20 protein-coding genes are annotated in these 18,886 nt (G+C 76.0%); 3 read left to right on the top strand and 17 right to left on the bottom strand.

Annotated features, from left to right (window positions below; translation table 11 throughout):
* Window positions 1-55 precede the first annotated feature (55 nt).
* Window positions 56-205, top strand: a complete 150-nt coding sequence (locus HLV61_RS09275; RefSeq protein ID WP_369254557.1) for a hypothetical protein — start codon at window positions 56-58, stop codon at window positions 203-205.
* 45 nt (window positions 206-250) lie between these two features.
* Here the strand turns inward: HLV61_RS09275 and nusB are convergent, their stop codons facing one another.
* The 15 genes from nusB to HLV61_RS09200 form a co-directional block, all read right to left on the bottom strand.
* Entirely contained in the window at window positions 251-661 is a 411-nt protein-coding gene (nusB, locus tag HLV61_RS09270; RefSeq protein WP_369254555.1) for a transcription antitermination factor NusB, read from the bottom strand.
* A gap of 24 nt (window positions 662-685) precedes the next feature.
* Window positions 686-1,246: an elongation factor P gene (efp, locus tag HLV61_RS09265; RefSeq protein ID WP_369254553.1), complete on the bottom strand. Its 561-nt coding sequence runs from the start codon at window positions 1,244-1,246 to the stop codon at window positions 686-688.
* Window positions 1,247-2,350, bottom strand: coding sequence for a M24 family metallopeptidase (locus tag HLV61_RS09260; protein WP_369254551.1), 1,104 nt, complete (start codon window positions 2,348-2,350; stop codon window positions 1,247-1,249).
* Window positions 2,347-2,781, bottom strand: coding sequence for a type II 3-dehydroquinate dehydratase (gene aroQ / locus HLV61_RS09255; protein WP_369254549.1), 435 nt, complete (start codon window positions 2,779-2,781; stop codon window positions 2,347-2,349). Before aroQ ends, HLV61_RS09260 begins: the two co-directional genes overlap by 4 nt.
* Window positions 2,778-3,833 (bottom strand): 3-dehydroquinate synthase, encoded by a 1,056-nt coding sequence (gene aroB, locus HLV61_RS09250; protein WP_369254547.1) that lies wholly within the window; start codon window positions 3,831-3,833, stop codon window positions 2,778-2,780. Before aroB ends, aroQ begins: the two co-directional genes overlap by 4 nt.
* Window positions 3,830-4,363, bottom strand: coding sequence for a shikimate kinase (locus HLV61_RS09245; protein WP_369254545.1), 534 nt, complete (start codon window positions 4,361-4,363; stop codon window positions 3,830-3,832). The genes aroB and HLV61_RS09245 overlap by 4 nt, the downstream gene beginning before the upstream one ends.
* Entirely contained in the window at window positions 4,360-5,538 is a 1,179-nt protein-coding gene (gene aroC / locus HLV61_RS09240) for a chorismate synthase (protein WP_369254543.1), read from the bottom strand. The genes HLV61_RS09245 and aroC overlap by 4 nt, the downstream gene beginning before the upstream one ends.
* A gap of 22 nt (window positions 5,539-5,560) precedes the next feature.
* Complete coding sequence (locus HLV61_RS09235) at window positions 5,561-6,223, bottom strand: prepilin peptidase (RefSeq protein WP_369254541.1); 663 nt, start codon at window positions 6,221-6,223, stop codon at window positions 5,561-5,563.
* Between the two features lie 4 nt (window positions 6,224-6,227).
* Window positions 6,228-7,055 carry a shikimate dehydrogenase gene (locus HLV61_RS09230; protein ID WP_369254539.1) on the bottom strand — a complete coding sequence of 276 codons (828 nt, stop codon included), beginning with the start codon at window positions 7,053-7,055 and terminating at the stop codon, window positions 6,228-6,230.
* Window positions 7,048-8,733 (bottom strand): endolytic transglycosylase MltG, encoded by a 1,686-nt coding sequence (gene mltG / locus HLV61_RS09225; RefSeq protein WP_369254537.1) that lies wholly within the window; start codon window positions 8,731-8,733, stop codon window positions 7,048-7,050. The genes HLV61_RS09230 and mltG overlap by 8 nt, the downstream gene beginning before the upstream one ends.
* A 119-nt stretch (window positions 8,734-8,852) precedes the next feature.
* Complete coding sequence (gene ruvX / locus HLV61_RS09220) at window positions 8,853-9,512, bottom strand: Holliday junction resolvase RuvX (protein WP_369254535.1); 660 nt, start codon at window positions 9,510-9,512, stop codon at window positions 8,853-8,855.
* A 5-nt stretch (window positions 9,513-9,517) separates the two neighbouring features.
* Window positions 9,518-12,205 carry an alanine--tRNA ligase gene (alaS, locus tag HLV61_RS09215; protein ID WP_369254533.1) on the bottom strand — a complete coding sequence of 896 codons (2,688 nt, stop codon included), beginning with the start codon at window positions 12,203-12,205 and terminating at the stop codon, window positions 9,518-9,520.
* 50 nt (window positions 12,206-12,255) lie between these two features.
* Window positions 12,256-12,564 carry a hypothetical protein gene (locus HLV61_RS09210; protein WP_369254531.1) on the bottom strand — a complete coding sequence of 103 codons (309 nt, stop codon included), beginning with the start codon at window positions 12,562-12,564 and terminating at the stop codon, window positions 12,256-12,258.
* Complete coding sequence (locus HLV61_RS09205; protein WP_093579861.1) at window positions 12,564-12,989, bottom strand: DUF948 domain-containing protein; 426 nt, start codon at window positions 12,987-12,989, stop codon at window positions 12,564-12,566. Before HLV61_RS09205 ends, HLV61_RS09210 begins: the two co-directional genes overlap by 1 nt.
* A gap of 90 nt (window positions 12,990-13,079) precedes the next feature.
* Window positions 13,080-14,414 (bottom strand): replication-associated recombination protein A, encoded by a 1,335-nt coding sequence (locus HLV61_RS09200; protein ID WP_369254529.1) that lies wholly within the window; start codon window positions 14,412-14,414, stop codon window positions 13,080-13,082.
* 35 nt (window positions 14,415-14,449) lie between these two features.
* Here HLV61_RS09200 and HLV61_RS09195 point away from each other — a divergent pair, with 35 nt between their 5' ends.
* Window positions 14,450-15,301, top strand: coding sequence for an aldo/keto reductase (locus HLV61_RS09195; protein WP_369254527.1), 852 nt, complete (start codon window positions 14,450-14,452; stop codon window positions 15,299-15,301).
* Between the two features lie 170 nt (window positions 15,302-15,471).
* Window positions 15,472-16,356, top strand: a complete 885-nt coding sequence (locus HLV61_RS09190) for a hypothetical protein (RefSeq protein WP_369254525.1) — start codon at window positions 15,472-15,474, stop codon at window positions 16,354-16,356.
* A gap of 81 nt (window positions 16,357-16,437) precedes the next feature.
* Here the strand turns inward: HLV61_RS09190 and HLV61_RS09185 are convergent, their stop codons facing one another.
* Both HLV61_RS09185 and HLV61_RS09180 read right to left on the bottom strand, forming a co-directional pair.
* Window positions 16,438-17,529: a pyridoxal-phosphate-dependent aminotransferase family protein gene (locus HLV61_RS09185; RefSeq protein WP_369254523.1), complete on the bottom strand. Its 1,092-nt coding sequence runs from the start codon at window positions 17,527-17,529 to the stop codon at window positions 16,438-16,440.
* Between the two features lie 10 nt (window positions 17,530-17,539).
* Complete coding sequence (locus tag HLV61_RS09180; RefSeq protein WP_369254521.1) at window positions 17,540-18,865, bottom strand: glycosyltransferase; 1,326 nt, start codon at window positions 18,863-18,865, stop codon at window positions 17,540-17,542.
* Between the last annotated feature and the right edge of the window lie 21 nt (window positions 18,866-18,886).

Genomic DNA, 18,886 nt, shown 5'->3' with positions numbered 1-18,886 from the left:
CGGTGGGCGGACCTAGCGTCGGCGGCGCCGAGACCGCGCATCCCGAGGAGCAGCCGTGAGCACCGTCCCGCCCGTCCCGATGCCCGACCGGGACACCCTGCTGGCCGCGGACCGCCGGGCCGCGGTGCGGCGCGCACGGCGGCTCAACGCCGGCGCCCGGGCCGCGGCGATGCTGGCCGCCGCGGAGGCCGGCCGGCGGGCCTGAGGGCTGGGACCCGGCACTCAGGACCCGGCACTCAGGACCCGGCACTCAGGACGAGGTGGGCACCTCGGCGTCGAGGATGGCGCCGAGAACGCCGTTGACGTAGGCCGGCGAGTCGTCGGTCGACAGCGACCGGGCGAGCTCCACGGCCTCGTCGATCACGACGGCGTCGGGCACGTCGTCGGCCCAGAGCAGCTCGTACACCGCCATCCGCAGGATCGCGCGGTCGACGTCGGGCAGCCGGTCGATCGACCAGCCGCGGGCGTGCCGGTCGATCAGGTCGTCGATGCGGGCGCTGTTCGCCGCCACGCCCTCGACCAGCCGGACGGCGTGGTCGGGGACGGGCGGGGAGACGTCGGCGATCCGCTCGCGCAGCAGCTCCACCGGGTCGGCGCTCCGCAGGTCGGCCTCGTAGAGGACGTCGACGGCGCGCTTGCGCGCCTTGGTGCGGGCAGCCATGTCAGTCCTACCCGGCCCGCCCGGTCAGTTGGCGCGGCCGAGGTACCGGCCGTCGCGGGTGTCGACCTTGAGCCTGTCGCCGGTGTTGACGAACAGCGGCACGTTGATCTGCGCCCCGGTCTCCAGGGTCGCGGGCTTGGTGCCGCCGGTCGAGCGGTCGCCCTGCAGGCCCGGGTCGGTGTGCTGCACCACGAGCTCCATGGTCACCGGGAGCTCGACGTAGAGCGGGGTGCCCTCGTGCACCGCGACGACGGCCTCGGTGTTGTCCAGCAGGTAGTCCGCGCCGGTGCCGACGGTGGCGGCGGGGACGTAGATCTGCTCGAAGGTGTCGCCGTCCATGAAGACGAAGTCGTCGCCCTCGCGGTACAGGTAGGTCATGTTCCGCTTGTCGACCGTGGCCGTGTCGACCTTCGTGCCGGCGTTGAAGGTGCGGTCGACGACCTTGCCCGAGAGCACGTTCTTCAGCGTCGTCCGGACGAACGCGCCGCCCTTGCCGGGCTTGACGTGCTGGAACTCGGTGACGGCCCACAGCTGGCCGTCGAGGTTGAGGACCAGGCCGTTCTTGAGGTCGTTGGTGGTAGCCATCTAGAGGACCAGCAGTTCCTTGCTCGTGAGGGTCAACAACTCCGGCGCGTCCGCCGTGACGACGAGCGTGTCCTCGATGCGGACACCGCCGTGGCCGGGGAGGTAGACCCCCGGCTCCACGGTGACGGCCATGCCTGCGGTGAGCCTACCCGCGCCCAGCGGGCCGATGCCCGGCGCCTCGTGGATCTGCAGGCCCACCCCGTGCCCGAGGCCGTGGGTGAAGTGGTCGGCGTGCCCGGCCGCGGCGATGACGTCGCGGGAGGCCGCGTCGACGGCGACGACGTCGGCGCCCACCGCCAGCGCCGCGCGCCCGGCAGCCTGCGCCTCGGCCACCAGCGCGTAGACCTCCCGCTGCCAGTCGGCGGCGTGGCCGAGCACCAGCGTGCGGGTCATGTCGGAGTGGTAGCCGTCGACGGTGGCGCCGAAGTCGAGCTTGAGGAAGTCGCCGCCGGCCAGCACGGTGCGGTCGGGGCGGTGGTGCGGGATCGCGGAGTTGGCGCCGGTGGCCACGATTGTCTCGAACGACGGCGCCTCGGCACCCAGCGCCAGCATGCGGGCGTCGAGCTCCCGGCCCACCTCGAGCTCGGTGCGCCCGGGGCGCAGCGCGCCCTCCGCGGCGAGCTCGGCCAGTGCCTGGTCGGCGACCGCGCAGGCCCGGCGCAGCGCGTCGACCTCGTCGTCGTCCTTGACCGCGCGCAGCTCCTCGACCGCGCGGCGCACCGACACCAGGTCGGGCACCGTGCCACCGGCCGCGGCGTCGGCGAGCACCCGCTCGAGCTGGGCGAGCCCGTCGACGGTCACCGAGTGGCTCTCGTAGCCCAGGCGACCGGCGCCGGCGCGCACCGCCTCACCGGCCAGCGCCGGCACGGTGGCGCGGTCGACCAGCAGCTCGAGGTCGGGGACCTGGGTGCCGGCCTGGGTGGTGTAGCGGCCGTCGGTGCCGAAGAGGTCCGACCCGTCGGTGCGCAGCAGCAGCGCGCCGTTGGAGCCGGTGAACCCGGTCAGGTACCGGACGTTGAGCAGGTCGGTCACCAGGACGGCGTCCATGCCCCGCTCGGCCGCCGTGGCCCGCAGCCGCTCCCGACGCTCGGCCGCCCTGCTCACCGCACACCCCGCAGGGACAGCCACTGCAGGGCCAGTACGTAGCCCTCGATGCCCAGGCCGGCGATGACGCCGTCCGCCACGGCCGACACGTGGGAGTGGTGCCGGAACGGCTCGCGCTTGTGGATGTTGCTGATGTGCACCTCGACCAGCGGCGCGCCCAGCGCGGCGAGCGCGTCGTGCAGCGCGATCGAGGTGTGCGACCAGGCGGCCGGGTTGAGCACCACGGGGTCCCCGGCGTCGGTGGCCTCGTGTATCCAGCGCAGCATCTCGGCCTCGTCGTCGGTCTGCCGGACGCGGACCTCCATGGCCAGCTCGCGGGCGGCGTCCTCGAGCAGCTGGACGAGCTGGGCGTGGGTGGTGGTGCCGTAGACCTCCGGCTCCCGGGTGCCGAGCCGGCCGAGGTTGGGACCGTTGAGGACCTGGACGGTCACTGTTCCTCCGATACTGCGGCCCACGCCGCGTCCAGCCACGCCGGGTCGGGGTCGGTCAGGATGCCGGGGTTGCCCAGCCCGTCGAGGACGACGAACCGCAGCGTCGCCCCGCGGGCCTTCTTGTCCACGCGCATCACCGACTGCAGCGCCGCCCAGTCGCCGTCGTAGCGGGTGGGCAGCCCCATCGCCGTGAGCAGCTCGCGGTGCCGGTCGGCCTCGGCCCGCGGGAGCCGCCCCGCCTGCACGCCGAGCTCGGCGGCGAAGACCAGCCCGACGGCGACCGCCTCGCCGTGCCGCCAGCCGAAGTCCTCCACCCGCTCGACGGCGTGGCCCAGCGTGTGCCCGTAGTTGAGGTACTCGCGGACGCCGGTGTCGAACAGGTCCTGGCCCACGGCGTCGGCCTTGACCCGCACCGCGCGCTCGATGAGCTCCTCGGTGTCGCGGCGACCGGTCGGGTCGGCGGCGAGCAGGTCGAGGATGACGCCGTCGGCGATGAAGCCGCACTTGACGACCTCGGCCATGCCGGCGCGGAACTCCGCCTCGGGCAGCCCGGCGAGGACGTCGGTGTCGGCGAGCACCCCGGCCGGCGGGTGGAACGCGCCCACCAGGTTCTTGCCGGCGCCGGTGTTGATGCCGGTCTTGCCGCCCACCGCGGCGTCGACCATGCCCAGCACGCTGGTGGGCAGGTGCACCACCCGCACGCCGCGGGTCCAGGTGGCGGCGAGGAACCCGGCGAGGTCGGTGACCGCTCCCCCGCCGACGCCGACCACGGCGTCCGAGCGCGTGAGGCCGAGCCGGCCGAACTGTTCCCACGCCTGCGCGGCGACCTCGGCGGTCTTGGCGGCCTCGCCGTCGGGCACGACGACGGCCTCGGCGGCGACCCCGGCGGTCTGCAGCGTCTCGACGGCGGCCCCGGCGAGCGCGGCCAGCGGTGGGGCGTGCACGACGGCGGCCTTGGGCGTGCCGGCCAGCACCAGGCCGAGCTCGACCTGCGCCCCCGGGCCGATGACGACGTCGTAGGGCACCTCGCCCCCGACGGTCACGCGCCTCACCGGCCGGCTCCCGCGGGCAGGGCGGCGAGCACGGCGGCGACGACGTCCTGCGGCGCACGGCCGCCGGTGGGGACGACGGCGGTGGCCACCTCGGCGTACAGCGGCGCGCGCTGCTCGAGGAGGGAGCGCAGCATCGCCCGCGGGTTGACCGCCAGCAGCGGGCGGTCGCGGGAGAGCCCGGCGCGCCGGGCGGCCGAGGGCAGGTCGACGTCGAGGTGGACGACCGTCCCGCCGGCGCGGCCGTACTCCACCAGCAGGGCCCGGCTCGCCGCGCTGAGCACCGCGCCGCCGCCGAGGGCGAGGACACCGTCGTGCCCGCCGAGGGCGCGGGCGACCGCCTGCTCCTCCAGGTCGCGGAAGTGCGGCTCCCCGGCGGTGATGAACAGGTCGGCGACGGTGGTGCCGGCCACGGCCTCGACGTCGGCGTCGGTGTCGCGGAAGGGCACCCCGAGCCGCCCGGCGACGGCCCTGCCGACCGTGGTCTTGCCCGACGCCGGCGGACCCACCAGCACGAGGACGGGCCGGATCACCGGTACGGGAGGGCGTCGAGGTAGGCCCGGGCGTTGCGGCGGGTCTCGGTCACCGAGTCGCCGCCGAACTTCTCCAGGGCGGCGTCGGCCAGGACCAGCGCGACCATCGCCTCCATCACCACGGCACCGCGCGGGACGGCGCAGGCGTCGCTGCGCTGGTTGATCGCGACCGCGGCGTCCCCGGTGGCGACGTCGACGGTGGCCAGCGCCCGCGGCACGGTGGAGATCGGCTTCATCGCCGCGCGCACGCGCAGCGCCTCGCCGTTGGTCATGCCGCCCTCGATGCCGCCGGCGCGGTCGGTGACCCGGCGCAGCCGGCCCTCGGAGCTGACGATCTCGTCGTGGGCGACCGAGCCCCGGCGGCGGGCCGTCTCCAGGCCGTCGCCGACCTCCACGGCCTTGACCGACTGCACGCCCATGAGCGCGCCGGCCAGGCGGGAGTCCAGCCGGCGGTCCCAGTGCACGTGGCTGCCCAGGCCCGGCGGCAGCCCGTGGACGACGACCTCGACGACGCCGCCGAGGGTGTCGCCGTTCTTCCGGGCGTCGTCGACCTCGGCCACCATCGCCTCGCTGGTGGCCGGGTCGGCGCAGCGCACCGGGTCCTCGTCGATGCGGGGGTTGTCCTGCGGGCCGGGCAGCACGCCGTCGGGCACGGTGACCGGGCCGATCGCGACGACGTGGCTGACCACCTCGACGCCGAGCGCCTGGCGCAGGAACGCCTTGGCGACGGCGCCGAGCGCCACCCGCGCGGCGGTCTCGCGGGCGCTGGCCCGCTCGAGCACCGGCCGGGCGTCGTCGAAGCCGTACTTCTGCATGCCGGCGAGGTCGGCATGGCCCGGCCGCGGGCGGGTCAGCGGCGCGTTGCGGGCCTGGCCGGCGAGCACCTCGGGGTCGACCGGGTCGGCGGACATGACCGTCGTCCACTTCGGCCACTCGGTGTTGCCCACCTGCACGGCGATCGGGCCGCCCTGGGTCAGCCCGTGCCGGACGCCGCCGGTCAGCGTGACGGCGTCCTGCTCGAAGGACATGCGGGCGCCGCGGCCGTGGCCCAGACGGCGGCGGGCGAGGTCGACGTCGAGGTCGGAGGTCTGCACCTGCACGCCGGCGGGCAGGCCCTCGAGGATGGCGGTGAGCTGCTGGCCGTGCGACTCACCGGCGGTCAGCCAGCGCAACATGCCCCGGAGTGTAGAAGGCCCCTCAGGAGAGCGGTCCCTCCACCAGGAGGGCGAGGACGGCCCCCACCAGCAGCGGCGGCCCGAAGGGCACCGGGGTGCGCCAGCCGGCCCTCCGGGTGGCCACCAGCAGCAGCGCGGCGGCCGCGCCGGCGAGCAGGCCGAGGAACACCCCGGCCAGGAGCACGCCCCAGCCGGCCCAGCCCAGCAGCAGGCCGAGCAGCGCGAGCAGCTTGACGTCCCCGAGGCCCAGACCCGACGGCCCGGCCAGCGCGGCGAGCACCGCGATCCCGCCCGCGACGGCCGCGGCGATCAGCGCCCGCAGCAGCGCCGGCCAGGTGCCGAGCAGGGCGGCGTCGGCGAGCAGCGCGGCCGCGGCGACGGCGGCGGCCGGGTAGGTCACCCGGTCGGGCAGCCGGTGCACGGCGAGGTCGACCTGCGCGAGGACGACCGCCGCGCCGGCCGCCCAGGCGTAGGCGGCCGTCGCCGGGCGGGCGCCGGTGAGCAGCACCGCGCCGCAGAGCAGCGCGGCGAGGACGACGGCGCTCGCGACCGCGCGGGCGGCGGTGGGTCGCGCGGCGTCGGAGCCGGCCAGCCGGACGGCGGTGCGCGCCAGCAGCGGTCCGGCGGCGGCACCGGTCAGGACGGCGGCGGCGAGCAGCAGCCCGCGCGGGAGGACGTCGTCCACCAGGTCAGCGGTCGTCCAGGGCGGCGCGCATCGGGCCCAGGGGCGCGGGCAGCCCGGTCATCAGTTCCACCTGCGCCGTCGCCTGCCAGAACAGCACCTCGATGCCGCTGATGACGGTGGCGCCCGCGGCGGCGGCCCGGCCGGCCAGCGGCGTCGGCCACGGCGCGTACAGGACGTCGAGCAGGGTCTGCCCCGCGCGCCACTCCAGGCCGGCGAGGTCGGGATGGGCGCCGATCGGGACGGTGCTGACGACGACCGGCGCCTCGACCGGGCCGGGCGCCAGCGGGCGGACCGCGGCCCGGACGCCGAGCACGCCCAGCACCCGGGCGACGTCGGCGGCGCGCGCGGGCTCCCGCACCAGGACGTCGACCGACTCGGCACCGAGCTCGGCCAGCGCGACCGCCGCGGCCGCCGCCGTGCCGCCCGCGCCGACGATCGCCGCGTGCGCGACGTGCTCGACGCCGCCGGTCTGCAGCGCCATGCCGACGCCGTGCACGTCGGTGTTCTCCGCCCGCCAGCCGTGGTCGGTGTGCACGAGGGTGTTCGCGGCGCCGAGCAGGCGGGGCAGCGGGTCCACGTCGTCGGCGACGGCGACCGCGGCCTGCTTGCACGGCATGGTGACGGAGAACCCCCGCCACTCCGGGCCGAGGCCCGCCACCAGGTCGGGCAGGTCCCCGGGCCCGACGTCGAGGGCGTCGTACGTCCAGCCGGTCAGGCCGAGCGCGGCGTAAGCCGCGCGGTGCAGCAGCGGGGAGAGCGAGTGCCCGACCGGGCGGCCCAGGACGGCCGCCCGGCCGGGCGGGATCGGGTCGGGCACGGGCCGGTCAGCCACCGCACCCGAGGCCGGCGGCGGCGCAGCGCTGCTTGGCCGCCACGAACTCGTCGTAGCTGGCGGTGAAGAAGTGCGTGCCGTCGCGGGACTCCAGGACGTAGTAGAGGAGGTCCCCCGTGGTCGGCGCCAGCGCCGCCTCGAGGCTCGCCTCGCCCGGCGCGCTGATCGCGGTCGGCGGGAGGCCGGCGCGGGTGCGCAGGTTGTACGGGTGGTCCGACTGCAGGTCGCTGACGGTGAGGTCGTTCCCGTTCTTGTCCAGCCCGTAGGCCAGCGCGGCGTCGATGCCGAGCGGGATGCCCTCCGTCAGCCGGTTGTAGATCACCTGCGCGACGTCCGCCCGCTCGTCGTCGACCCCGGTCTCGGCCTGGACCATCGAGGCGACGACGACGACGTCGTGCACCGAGCGGCCGGCGGCGGCGGCGCGCTGCTCGAGCTGCATGCCCGACGCCGTGTCGGTGAACCGGGAGACCATGGCACCGAGCACGTCGGCGGCGGTGTCCCCGGGCTCGACGTCGTAGGTGGCCGGGAACAGGTAGCCCTCTAGCTGGCCCTCGGCGTAGGCCGGCAGGCCCAGCGCGGCGGGGTCGGCGGCCGCGGCCTGCAGGTCCTCGATCGGCAGCCGGGTGGTCTCGGCGATCCGCTGCAGCGTGGCCTCGAGGGTGAAGCCCTCGGGGACGGTGACCCGCGAGACCTGGCGGGTGGCGGGGTCGAGCAGCAGGTCGAGGGCGGCCTGGCCGCTCATCTGCGCCCGCAGGACGTAGACGCCGGGCTGGATGCCGGTGGCGGCGGGCTCGGACTCGGCGGCGTCGACGAACGGCTCGGAGGAGGCGATGACGCCGGAGTCGACGAGGGTGCCGGCGATGTCGCTGAGGGTGTCGCCCTCGCCGACGCGCACCTCCACGGTGCCGCTGCCCGCGCCGGCGTAGTCCTGGGCCTCGGGGTTGACCAGGCCGATGAGCGCCCGGCCGCCGAAGACGATGCCGGCGATCACGCCGGCGAGGACGAGCAGCGCCAGCACGTTGGCCAGCGGGCTGCGGCGACGTCGTCCGCCGCGCGTGCGGCGCGGCCCGTGGTCGTCGTGGTGGTCGTGGTGGTCGTGGTGGTCGTCGTCGTGGTGGTCGTCGTCGTGGTGGTCGTCGTCGTGGTGGTCGTGGTGCTCGTCGGCGAAGAGGCCGGGCGCCTCGACGGTGGCGGGCTCGGCGGCGGCCTGGCGCCGGGCCCGGCGGCCGCGGCGACGGCCGACGTCGGAGCCGCCGGCCCCGAGGACCTCGAGGCCGCCGGTGGCGTCCTCGTCGTCGTGGTGGTGGTCGTCGTGGTGGTGCTCGTGGGGGTGGTCGTCGTGGTGCCCGCTGTGGGCGTCGACGGCACCGTGGTCGCCGGCGTGCGGGCCGAGGGCCTGCGCGGCCACGGTCGGTGCGTCGTCGGCATCGCCGGGGGCCGCGCTGCGGCGGGCGAGCTTCGACCAGGGGCCGGACGGCCGCGGCGGCAGCCCGGCCGGCGGCGGCACGGGCTGGCCTCCACCGGGCAGGGGGCCGGTGCGGTCGTCCTGTGGGGCACCGTCCTGGGCAGCACCGTCCTGCGGGGGGCCGTCGGGAGCGGCGTGCCGGCCGGCGGACACCGACCGGACCTCCCGGCCGAGCAGTTCCGCGCGGGTGCGGCCGGCGAGGTGCCCCGGCACCGGGCCGGAGGGCGGCAGCCGCGTCGTCGGCGGTCCGGCCGTCCAGGGAGCCGGAGGGCTCCCGGCCGGGACGGCGGGCAGACCGGTCGGGCCCCGCCCGAACGGCGGGACCGGACCGTTCACGAGCGCCCCCGCTGGGCGTCCAGATACGTCTGGAGGATGACCACGGCCGCGGCCTGGTCGATCACGGGGCGCTGGGCGCGGCTGTCGAGCCCGTTCGCCCGCAGGGAACTGGCTGCGGTCACGGTGGAGAGCCTCTCGTCGACGAGGTGCACGGGCACGCTGCCGATGCGCCCGGCGAGTGACCGAGAGTAGGCACGCGCTTCCCGCGCCGAGGCACCCGACGCACCCGACAGGTGCCTCGGCTCCCCCACGATCACCTCCGTCACCTCGTGTTCCTCGACGAGGGCGACGATCCGGTCGAGGTCCCCGCCGTCGCGGCGCCGCTCGACGGTCTCCAGCGGGCTGGCCAGCATGCCGGTCGGGTCCGACAGCGCGACGCCGATCCGCACGGTGCCGACGTCGAGACCGAGCCGCCGGCCCTGGCGCGGCCGCCGCGGCGGCAGGGGCAGGCCCTGCGACATGTCGATCTCGGTGGTCTCGTGGCGCACCGGCGGGAAGCCGGCGCGCAGGTCGATCTGCTCGGTGCGGTGGTGCACCGGCTGCCGCGTCGCGGGCGGCGGCGGGCTCTGCCGGGGCCGCGACGGCGGCACCGCCGGACGGCCCTGCACCCGCCGCTCCTCCATCGGACCGGTCTCGTCGGGGCGCTGCTCGGGCACTCCGCTCACCTCCCTGCGGCGGTCGAGACCGCCTCTTCGCCGGCCTGCAGGGCGGCGGGGATGCCGCCCGGGTCCGTGCCGCCGCCCTGCGCGACGTCGGGCTTGCCACCGCCCCGGCCACCGACCGGGGCCGCCGCGGCGCGCAGGACGTCGCTGGCGGAGAGCCCGCGTTCCTGGGCGGCGGGGTTGAGGGCGGCGACGAGGGCCACCTTGCCGCCGCTCTCCGACGCCAGCAAGACGACGGCCGGGCGCTCACCGAGCCGGCCGCGGACGTCGAGGGCGAGGGTGCGCAGGTCACCGCCGGACAGGCCCGCCGGCGAGGCGGTGACGACCGCGAGCCCGCCGACGTCCTTGGCTCCGGCGGCGAGCGACCCGGCGGCGGCCTGGGTCTGCTGCGCGCGGAGCTCGGCGATCTCCCGCTCGGTCTCGCGCAGCCGGGACAGGATGCCGCCGACCCGGTCGACCAGGCCGTCGGGAGGCGACTTGAGCAGGTCGCCGAGCTGGCGCACCAGGTCCCGCTCGCGGGCGAGGTAGCGGAAGCCCTCGATCCCGACGACGGCCTCGACGCGGCGCGCGCCCGCCCCGACCGAGGACTCCCCGGTCAGCGCCAGCGTGCCGATCTGCGCCGAGCCCGCGACGTGCGTGCCACCGCAGAGCTCACGCGACCAGGGACCGCCGATCTCGACGACGCGCACCTGCTCGCCGTAGGTCTCGCCGAACAGCGCGAGCGCGCCGATGGCCTGGGCCTCGGGCAGCGTCATGTACGTGGCGCTCACCCGGTGGTCGGCGCGGACGGCGGCGTTGGCGACGTCCTCGATGTCGTGCCGCTGCGCAGACGTCAGCGCGCCCTGCCAGGCGAAGTCCAGCCGCAGGTAGCCCGGGCGGTTGTAGGAGCCCGACTGCAGCGCCTGCGGTCCGAGGACGTGGCGCAGCGCGGCGTGCACCACGTGCGTGCCGGAGTGCGCCTGGCAGGCCGACAGGCGCCACTCGCGGTCGACCTCGGCGGTCAGCTCCGCGCCCTCGGCCAGCTCGCCCTCGAGCACCCGCACCTGGTGCACGACCAGGCCCTTGACCGGGCGCTGGACGTCGAGCACCTCGGCGCGGCCGCCGTCCCAGGACAGCGTGCCGGCGTCGGCCACCTGGCCGCCGGACTCGGCGTAGAACGGCGTGCGGTCCAGGACCACCCGGGTGACCTCGCCGGGTCCGGCCGGGGTGGCCACGCCGTCCTCGCCGGCCAGGTCGGCGACCAGGCCGAGCACGCGGGAGTCGGTGCGCAGCGTCCGGTAGGCCTGCCAGTCGGTGGGGCCGTGGTCGGCCAGCAGCCGGCGGTAGGCCAGGACGTCGACCGAGCCGGTGCGCTTGGCACGGGCGTCGGCACGGGCGCGGTCGCGCTGCTGCTGCATGAGCGCGCGGAAGCCGGCCTCGTCGACGGTCACGCCCTGCTCGGCGGCCATCTCGAGGGTGACGTCGATCGGGAAGCCGTAGGTGTCGTGCAGCGAGAACGCCTGCTCGCCGCTGAGCGCCGGCGTGCCGGCCGTCTTGGCCTCCCGGACGGCGGTGTCGAACAGTGCGGTGCCGGAGGTGAGGGTGCGCCGGAACGCCTCCTCCTCGGCGTAGGCGACGGCGGAGATGCGGTCGAAGTCGGTGGCCAGCTCGGGGTAGCTGGAGCTCATCGCGTCGCGCGACACCGGCAGCAGCTCGGGCAGCGAGGCGGCGTCGACGCCGAGCAGCCGCATCGAGCGGACGGCGCGGCGCAGCAGCCGGCGCAGGATGTACCCGCGGCCCTCGTTGCCGGGCGTGACGCCGTCGCCGATGAGCATCAGGCCGCTGCGGACGTGGTCGGCGACCACGCGCAGCCGCACGTCGGCCTCGTGGTCCTTGCCGTAGGTGACCCCGGCGAGGTCGGCGGCCCGGCGCAGCACCGGCGCGACCTCGTCGATCTCGTACATGTTGTCGACGCCCTGCAGCAGGAAGGCCACCCGCTCCAGGCCCATGCCGGTGTCGATGTTCTTCTTCGGCAGCTCGCCGACGACCCGGAAGTCCTCCTTGCTCCGGACGTCGGTGAGCTCGTACTGCATGAAGACGAGGTTCCAGATCTCGAGGAACCGGTCGCCGGCGGTGTCGACCAGCGGACCGCCGTCGGGGCCGAACTCCGGCCCCCGGTCGAAGTAGATCTCCGAGCAGGGGCCGCCCGGGCCGTCGGCGCCGGTGTGCCAGTAGTTGTCCTTCTTACCCAGCCGCTGGATCCGCTCGTGCGGCAGCCCGGCGATGCGGTGCCAGGCCTCGGCGGCCTCGTCGTCGTCGAGGTAGACGGTCACCCAGATGCGGTCGGGGTCGAAGCCCAGCCCGCCGCCGTCCACGGGGCCGGTCACCAGCTCCCAGGCGTGCTGGATGGCCCCCTCCTTGAAGTAGTCGCCGAAGGAGAAGTTGCCGTTCATCTGGAAGAACGTGCCGTGGCGGGTGGTCTTGCCCACCTCCTCGATGTCGAGGGTGCGCACGCACTTCTGGACGCTGGTGGCCCGCGGGAACGGCGCGGGCTCGCGGCCGGTCAGGTACGGGATGAAGGGCACCATGCCGGCGACGGTGAACAGCAGGGAGGGGTCCGGCGACACCAGCGAGGCGCTGGGGACGACGGTGTGGCCGCGCTGCTCGAAGTGCTGCAGGAAGCGGCGGCGGATCTCGGCGGTCTGCATGGCCTACTTCGTCCTCGGGGCGGGGGCGTCCCCCGCGGAGTGGGTGCTGCTCAGCGGTCGGCGGCGTGCGCGCCGCGTCGTGCGGGGAGCTGACGGCCGGGCAGCGGGAGCTGGGTCTCGTCGCGCTCGGGCAGCGGTGCGTCGAGGCCGGTGCCCGAGCGCAGCTCCTCCTCGCGCATCGCGGCGGCGGCCCGCACGTCGGCGCCGAAGTCGCCGATCGCGTCGGCGAGGTCGCGCAGGCCGTCCACCAGCGCCCCGGCGATGCCCTGCGGGGTCAGCTTCTCCGCGGCCCGGGAGAGCTTGCGGACGACGAGGGCGCCGATGGTGATGCCCATCGCCAGCCAGAACAGCCGGCGCATCAGGCGGCCCGCCGCGCGGCGCGGCGCGTGCGCCGGTCGGCCTTGTCCCGGGCGGCGGCCTCGGCGAGGGCCTGGCCCTCCCGGCGCTTCTTGGTCGCGCTGCGGACGCCGTAGCTGAAGGCGGCGACCTTGATCAGCGGGCTGCCCACGGTGGCGGCGACGACGCTGGTCAGGGCGGCGACGTTGCTCGACACGTTGGCCGCGTTGCCGGTGATGTCGTCGACCCGCTCGAGGTTGCTGTTGACCTGGGCGATCGTCGTCTGGGCCTGACCGAGGATCGGCGCGCTCTGCTCGCGCACCTGCCGGATGGTCAGCGTCGTCTCGTCGAGCGTGCGCCCCAGCTTGAGCAGCGGGACGGCGAGCAGCACCACCAGCAGCACCAGCGCCAGGGCGGCGATCAGTCCGGCCCACTCTCCTGCGGACACGCGGGATCTCCTCTACCTCGTCGGCTCGTTCGTCGGCGGCCGGCGTGGTCGCACGCCCGGCGTGGCAACAGTAGTCGCGGCCCTCGGCGGTCAGCGGGTGCGGCGGAGGATCGCCCGGAGCTTGCCGAGCCGGGCGCCGATGCCCGCCTCGGCGCCACGCGAGGTGGGGCGGTAGTAGTCGCGGCCGACCAGCGCGTCGGGCGGGTACTGCTGCGGGACGATCCCCTCGGGCGCGTCGTGCGGGTACACGTAGGTCTTGCCGTGCCCCAGCTTCCTGGCCCCGCCGTAGTGCGCGTCGCGCAGGCCCGCCGGGACGGGTCCGCCGAGGCCGGCCCGCACGTCGGCCACCGACTCCCCGATCGCCACGGTGACGGCGTTGGACTTCGGTGCGGTGGCCAGGTGGACGACGGCGTGCGCGAGCGGGAAGTGGCCCTCGGGCATGCCGATGAGGGCGACCGCCTCGGCCGCGGCCACGGCGGTCTGCAGCGCCGTGGGGTCGGCCATGCCGATGTCCTCGCTGGCGGAGATCACCAGCCGCCGCGCGATGAAGCGCGGGTCCTCCCCCGCCACGACCATGCGGGCGAGGTAGTGCAGCGCGGCGTCGACGTCGCTGCCGCGGATCGACTTGATCAGCGCGCTGGCGACGTCGTAGTGCATGTCGCCCTGGCGGTCGTAGCGCACGGCGGCCTGGGCGACGGCGGTCTCGAGGGTGGCCAGGTCGATCTCGGCGGCGCCCGCGGCGACGGCCGCGCCGGCGCCGGACTCCAGCGCGGTCAGCGCCTTGCGGGCGTCGCCGCCGGCCACCCGGACCAGGTGCTCCTCGGCCTCGGCGCTCAGCGTCACCGCGCCGGACAGCCCGCGCTCGTCGTCCAGCGCGCGGTGCAGCACGGCGCGGACGTCGTCGTCGCCCAGCGGCTGGAGGGCGAGGACGAGGCTGCGGGACAGCAGCGGGCTGACGACGGAGAAGAACGGGTTCTCGGTGGTGGCGGCGATCAGGCTGACGATGCGGTCCTCGACGGCCGACAGCAGCGAGTCCTGCTGGGTCTTGGAGAACCGGTGGACCTCGTCGATGAACAGCACGGTGCGCCGGCCGGCGTAGGTGAGCTCGCGCCTGGCGCCGGAGATGACCGCACGGACCTCCTTCACGCCGGCGTCGAGCGCGGAGAGCTGCACGAACTGCCGCCGGGTGGCCAGGGAGATGACGTGCGCCAGCGTCGTCTTGCCGGTGCCCGGCGGGCCGTACAGGACCAGCGACATCGGCTCGTCGGCCTCGACCAGGCGGCGCAGCGGCGAGCGCGGGCCGAGCAGGTGCGCCTGGCCGACGACCTCGTCCAGCGAGCGCGGGCGCATCCGCACCGCCAGGGGCGCGCCCGGGTCGACGGCGTCGCCGCCGGGCTCGACCGGCTCGTCGAACAGGGACGTCACGCGTGAGGACGCTACCCGCGGGGCACGACGGTCCCGTGCAGCAGCGACGCATCGGTGACCGTCCCGTCAGCGCCATCGGCCTCGGGGCGATGCCCCTGTCGACCAAGACCGACCGCCCCTCCCGCGAGGACGCGGTCGCCGTCGTGCACGCCGCGCTCGACGCCGGCGTGACGCTGGTCGACACCGCCGACGCCTACGCCCGCGACGAGGCGGAGTTCGGGCACAACGAGTCGCTGGTGGCCGAGGCGCTGGCCTCCGCCGGCGCGTCCGACGTGCTCGTGGCCACGAAGGGCGGGCACACCCGGAAGGGCAGCGACTGGCTGCTCGACGGGTCCCCGGCGTACCTGCGGCAGGCCTGCGAGGCGTCCCTGCGGCGGCTCGGCGTCGACGCGATCGGGCTCTACCAGTTCCACCGGCCCGACCCGGACACGCCGTGGGAGGACTCGATGGGCGCGCTCCGGCAGCTCGCCGACGACGGCCTGGTGCAGATGGTGGGCATCTCCAACGCCGACGTCGCGCAGATCGACGTCGCCCGCTCGATCGTGGGCCCGGCGCTGGTGAGCGTGCAGAACCAGTTCTCGCCCGGCTGGCGGTTCTCGGCCGACGAGGTGGCGCACTGCGCGGCGCACGGGCTGGCGTTCCTCCCGTGGAGCCCGTTCGGCGGGGTGACGGCGGCCGGTTCCCTGTCGGCGACGGCGCCGGCGTTCGCGGAGGTGGCCGGCGAGCTGGGCGTGTCGGTGTACCAGGTGACGCTGGCCTGGCACCTCGCGCAGTCCGACGTCGTCGTGCCCATCCCGGGGGCGTCGCGGCCGGCGTCCGTCCGGGACTCCGCGGCCGCGGCCGACCTGCAGCTGACGCCGGAGCAGCTGGCCCGCCTCGACGCCTGAGGTGGGTTGATCATCGGATGCGTGCACGACACCGCGCGGGACACGCCGCCGGGACGTGCACACGTCCGATGATCACGGTGACGCCCCGGCCGCTGCGCACAACCGCCGGCGCCGTCCACAGATGACCGTTGCGCGCCCTCCGTCGACCAGGTGCGCCCGAGCGTGGCGGCATGGAACCCCTGGACCTCGGGTCGACGTGGACGTGGCGGGACGCGCGGGCCCGCGGCGCCACCCGCCGGCAGATCGCGGCAGGCGGCGAGGAGCTGACCCGCGGCCTGTACCTCTCGCACGCCGACGCTGCCTCCTTTCGCGCCCGGTGCGCAGCGTGGACCCGACTGCTCCCTGCCGACGCGGCCTTCGGACTCCAGAGCGCCGCCGTGCTGCTCGGCGCGCACCCTGACCCTCCAGCTGAGGTACAGGTCGTGCTGCACCCACGCCCCGTGCTGCCGCAACGGCGCGGACTGTCGGTGGCCGTGCGGCAGCTGAGGAGCGAGGACGTCGTCGTCTCGGGCGGCCTGCGGGTCACCTCCGGCGCGCAGACCCTCCTCGATCTGGCGGCCGTCCTGCCACCCGCCGAACTCGTCGCGGTCGGTGACGCCCTCCTCCGCACCGGGGTGCTGAAGCCGGAGGCGCTCGAGGCTCGACTGCACCGCGCCTGCCGCGTGCGCGGTGTCGTGCGGGCGCGGGAGTGTGCCGCCCTGCTCGACGGCCGCGCGATGTCGCGGCCGGAGAGCCTGTTGCGCTACTGGCTCGCGGCCAGCGACCTGCCGCTCCCCGAGCCGCAGGTGCCGGTGTGCGACCGCCGTGGGCGCGTGGTCGCACACGCCGATCTCGGCTGGCACCGGTACCGGGTGGCCGTCGAGTACGAGGGACGCCAGCACGCCGACGCCGGTCAGTTCGGGCGGGACGTCGACCGCTACTCGCTGATGGCGGCGGATGGATGGCTGGTGCTGCGTTTCGCCGCCCGGCACCTGTCCGGACCCGCCGTGGTGGTCGAGCGGTCGCGCGGCGCACTGGTCAGCCGCGGATGGCGTCCCGGGACCCTGTCGTGTTGATCACCGGATGCGTGCACGGGACACGCGCTGACACGCCGCCCGCCCGTGCAGGCATCCGATGATCGACGACGACCGGGGCGCTCAGCGGCCCAGCACCTCGCGGAGCGCGGCCAGCACCAGCGCCACCTTGTCGGGCGCGGCGTTGGGACCCATCAGCCCGATCCGCCAGACCGTGGCCGCGTAGGCGCCGACGCCGCCGCCGATCTCCAGGTCGTAGCGCTCGAGCAGCTCCTTGCGCACGGCGGCGGAGTCCACGCCCTCGGGTACCCGCACGGTGGTCAGCTCCGGCAGCCGGTGCCCCTCGGCGGCGAACGGCTCCAGGCCCATCGCGTGCAGGCCCTCGTGCAGCAGCCGGCCGGCCTCGGCGTGCCGGGCGTGCACCGCGTCGAGGCCCTCCTCGAGGATCCGGCCGAGCCCGGCGTGCAGTGACACGACCATGCCGGTGGGCGCGGTGTGGTGGTAGGTGCGGCCACCCGACCCGGCCGCCTCGCCCGCGTAGCCGCCGAGCATGCCGAGGTCGAGGTACCAGCTGCGCGGCTTCTCGATCCGCCGCTCCCAGGCGCGGTCGGAGATGGTGAACGGCGCCAGGCCCGGCGCCACGCCCAGGCACTTCTGCGAGCCGGAGTAGGCGAGGTCGACGCCCCAGTCGTCCAGCCGCACCGGGATGCCGCCCAGCGAGGTGACGCAGTCGGCCAGCAGCAGCGCGTCGCCCTTCCCGGCCGCCAGGGGCCCGAGGTCGGACAGCACGCCGGTCGAGGTCTCCGCGTGCACGGCGGCGATCAGCTTCGGCGAGGGGTGCGCGGCGAGTACCCGCTCGGCGTCCACGGGCGTGCCCCACTCGTGGTCCACCCGCACGACCTCGGCGCCGCAGCGCGACGCGACGTCGACCATCCGCTCGCCGAACAGCCCGTTGACCGCCACGACGACGACGTCGCCCGGGCCCACGGTGTTCACGAACGCCGCCTCCATGCCCGCCGACCCGGTGGCCGACAGCGGCAGCGTGCGCCGGTTGGCGGTGCCGAACACCGTCCGCAGCCGCTCGGAGGTCTCGTCGAGGATGCCGAGGAACACCGGGTCCAGGTGTCCGAGCAGCGGCTGCCCGAGGGCGACCATGGCCTCCGGATAGGGGTTGGAGGGGCCGGGACCGAGCAGGGTGCGGGCGCGCAGCGGCATGCGCCGCACCCTAGGACCGGCTCCGGGTCACCGCTCCCCCGACACCCCACGGGTCGGCCTCCGCGCGCGGCACCGGCCCTCCGTCCCCGACCAGCCGTTCCATGAGGTCGACGGCGGCCGGGGTGCCGCCGTGCCGGGCCAGCGACGCGGCCACCGCGCCCGCCCGGTCCCGGTAGCCGGGGTCGGCGAGCACCTCGGCGACGGCCTCGGCCACCCGGCGCGGCGAGGGCCGCCCGGTCCGCAGGTCGACGCCGGCACCGGACCGGGCCACCCGCCGGGCGATCTCGGGCTTGTCGAGCGTGCCGCCGGCCACCACCAGCGGCACCCCGGCCCCCAGCGCGGCCAGCACCCCGCCCCACCCGCCGTTGGTCACCACCACCCCGGCCCGCGGCAGCAGCACGTCGTAGGGCAGGAACTGCGCCTGCCGGGCGTTCGCGGGCACGGCGTCGGCCGGCAGGGGACCGGACCCGGTCGCCGCCGCCACGACGACGTCGGCGTCGGCCAGCCCGCGCAGCGCCGGGAGCAGCAGGTCGCCCAGGTCGACGTCATAGGTGCCCTGGGTGACGTGCACCAGCGGCCGGCCGGCGGCCAGCAGCTCCGGCCACCAGGGCGGCGGCTCCCGGCCGGCCGGCGGCGGCGCGAGCTGGCCCACGAAGTGCACCTGCGGCGGCAGGTCGCGGCGCGGGTGCTCCAGCTCGGGGACGCCGTGCGCGAGGACCAGCTGCGGCGAGGCGAACGCCTCCAGCGCCGAGGACCGCGCCGGCGGCAGGCCGACCTCGGCCCGGGCCGCGGTCAGGGCGGCGTCGAGCCGGCGCACGAGCGTCCGCGCCACCACGGCCCGCAGCGCGGCGTCGCGCGCCCGGCCCACCCGCGTCCGCCCCGGCAGCAGCCCCGTCCCGAACGGCGGCAGGTCCCGCGACGGCATCGACAGCGGCACCAGCGACACCGACGCCCACGGGGTCCCCCGCCGGTCGGCGACCAGGCTGCTGCCGATCGCCAGCTGGTCGCTGACCAGCAGGTCCACCGGCCCGGCGGCCTCGATGTCCCGGGCCTGCCCGGCGCCGGTGCGCAGGAAGACGTGCTCCAGGTTGGCGGCCACCGCCCTGATCCCGCGGCCGTCCCCGACCTGCGGGAAGGTGGCGCGCAGGTCGGCGTCGTCGAAGTCGGGGGCCTGCTCCCACGGGTGCCAGGACGCACCGACGGCGGTGAACCGGTCGGCGTACCGGCGGCCGGTGTAGGCGACCACCTCGTGGCCGCGGCCGGTCAGCTCGCGGGCCAGCGCGGCCATGGGGGCGGCGTGGCCGGCGAAGGGCATGGCCGCGACCAGCACGCGCATGGCAGACCTCCTCCGTGCGCG

It is taken from the genome of Geodermatophilus amargosae, from assembly GCF_041028265.1.
Taxonomy (GTDB): domain Bacteria; phylum Actinomycetota; class Actinomycetes; order Mycobacteriales; family Geodermatophilaceae; genus Geodermatophilus; species Geodermatophilus amargosae_A.
The sequence above is the reverse complement of the archived record's forward strand: the minus strand, read 5'-3'. Positions and strand labels throughout refer to the sequence as shown.

Coding starts and splice junctions, on each gene's coding strand:
- nusB (WP_369254555.1), bottom strand. CDS start 661: ATGGCTGCCCGCACCAAGGCGCGCAAGCGCGCCGTCGACGTCCTCTAC.
- efp (WP_369254553.1), bottom strand. CDS start 1,246: ATGGCTACCACCAACGACCTCAAGAACGGCCTGGTCCTCAACCTCGAC.
- aroC (WP_369254543.1), bottom strand. CDS start 5,538: ATGTTGCGCTGGCTGACCGCCGGTGAGTCGCACGGCCAGCAGCTCACC.
- alaS (WP_369254533.1), bottom strand. CDS start 12,205: ATGCAGACCGCCGAGATCCGCCGCCGCTTCCTGCAGCACTTCGAGCAG.
- HLV61_RS09210 (WP_369254531.1), bottom strand. CDS start 12,564: ATGCGCCGGCTGTTCTGGCTGGCGATGGGCATCACCATCGGCGCCCTC.
- HLV61_RS09190 (WP_369254525.1), top strand. CDS start 15,472: ATGGAACCCCTGGACCTCGGGTCGACGTGGACGTGGCGGGACGCGCGG.
- HLV61_RS09185 (WP_369254523.1), bottom strand. CDS start 17,529: ATGCCGCTGCGCGCCCGCACCCTGCTCGGTCCCGGCCCCTCCAACCCC.
- HLV61_RS09180 (WP_369254521.1), bottom strand. CDS start 18,865: ATGCGCGTGCTGGTCGCGGCCATGCCCTTCGCCGGCCACGCCGCCCCC.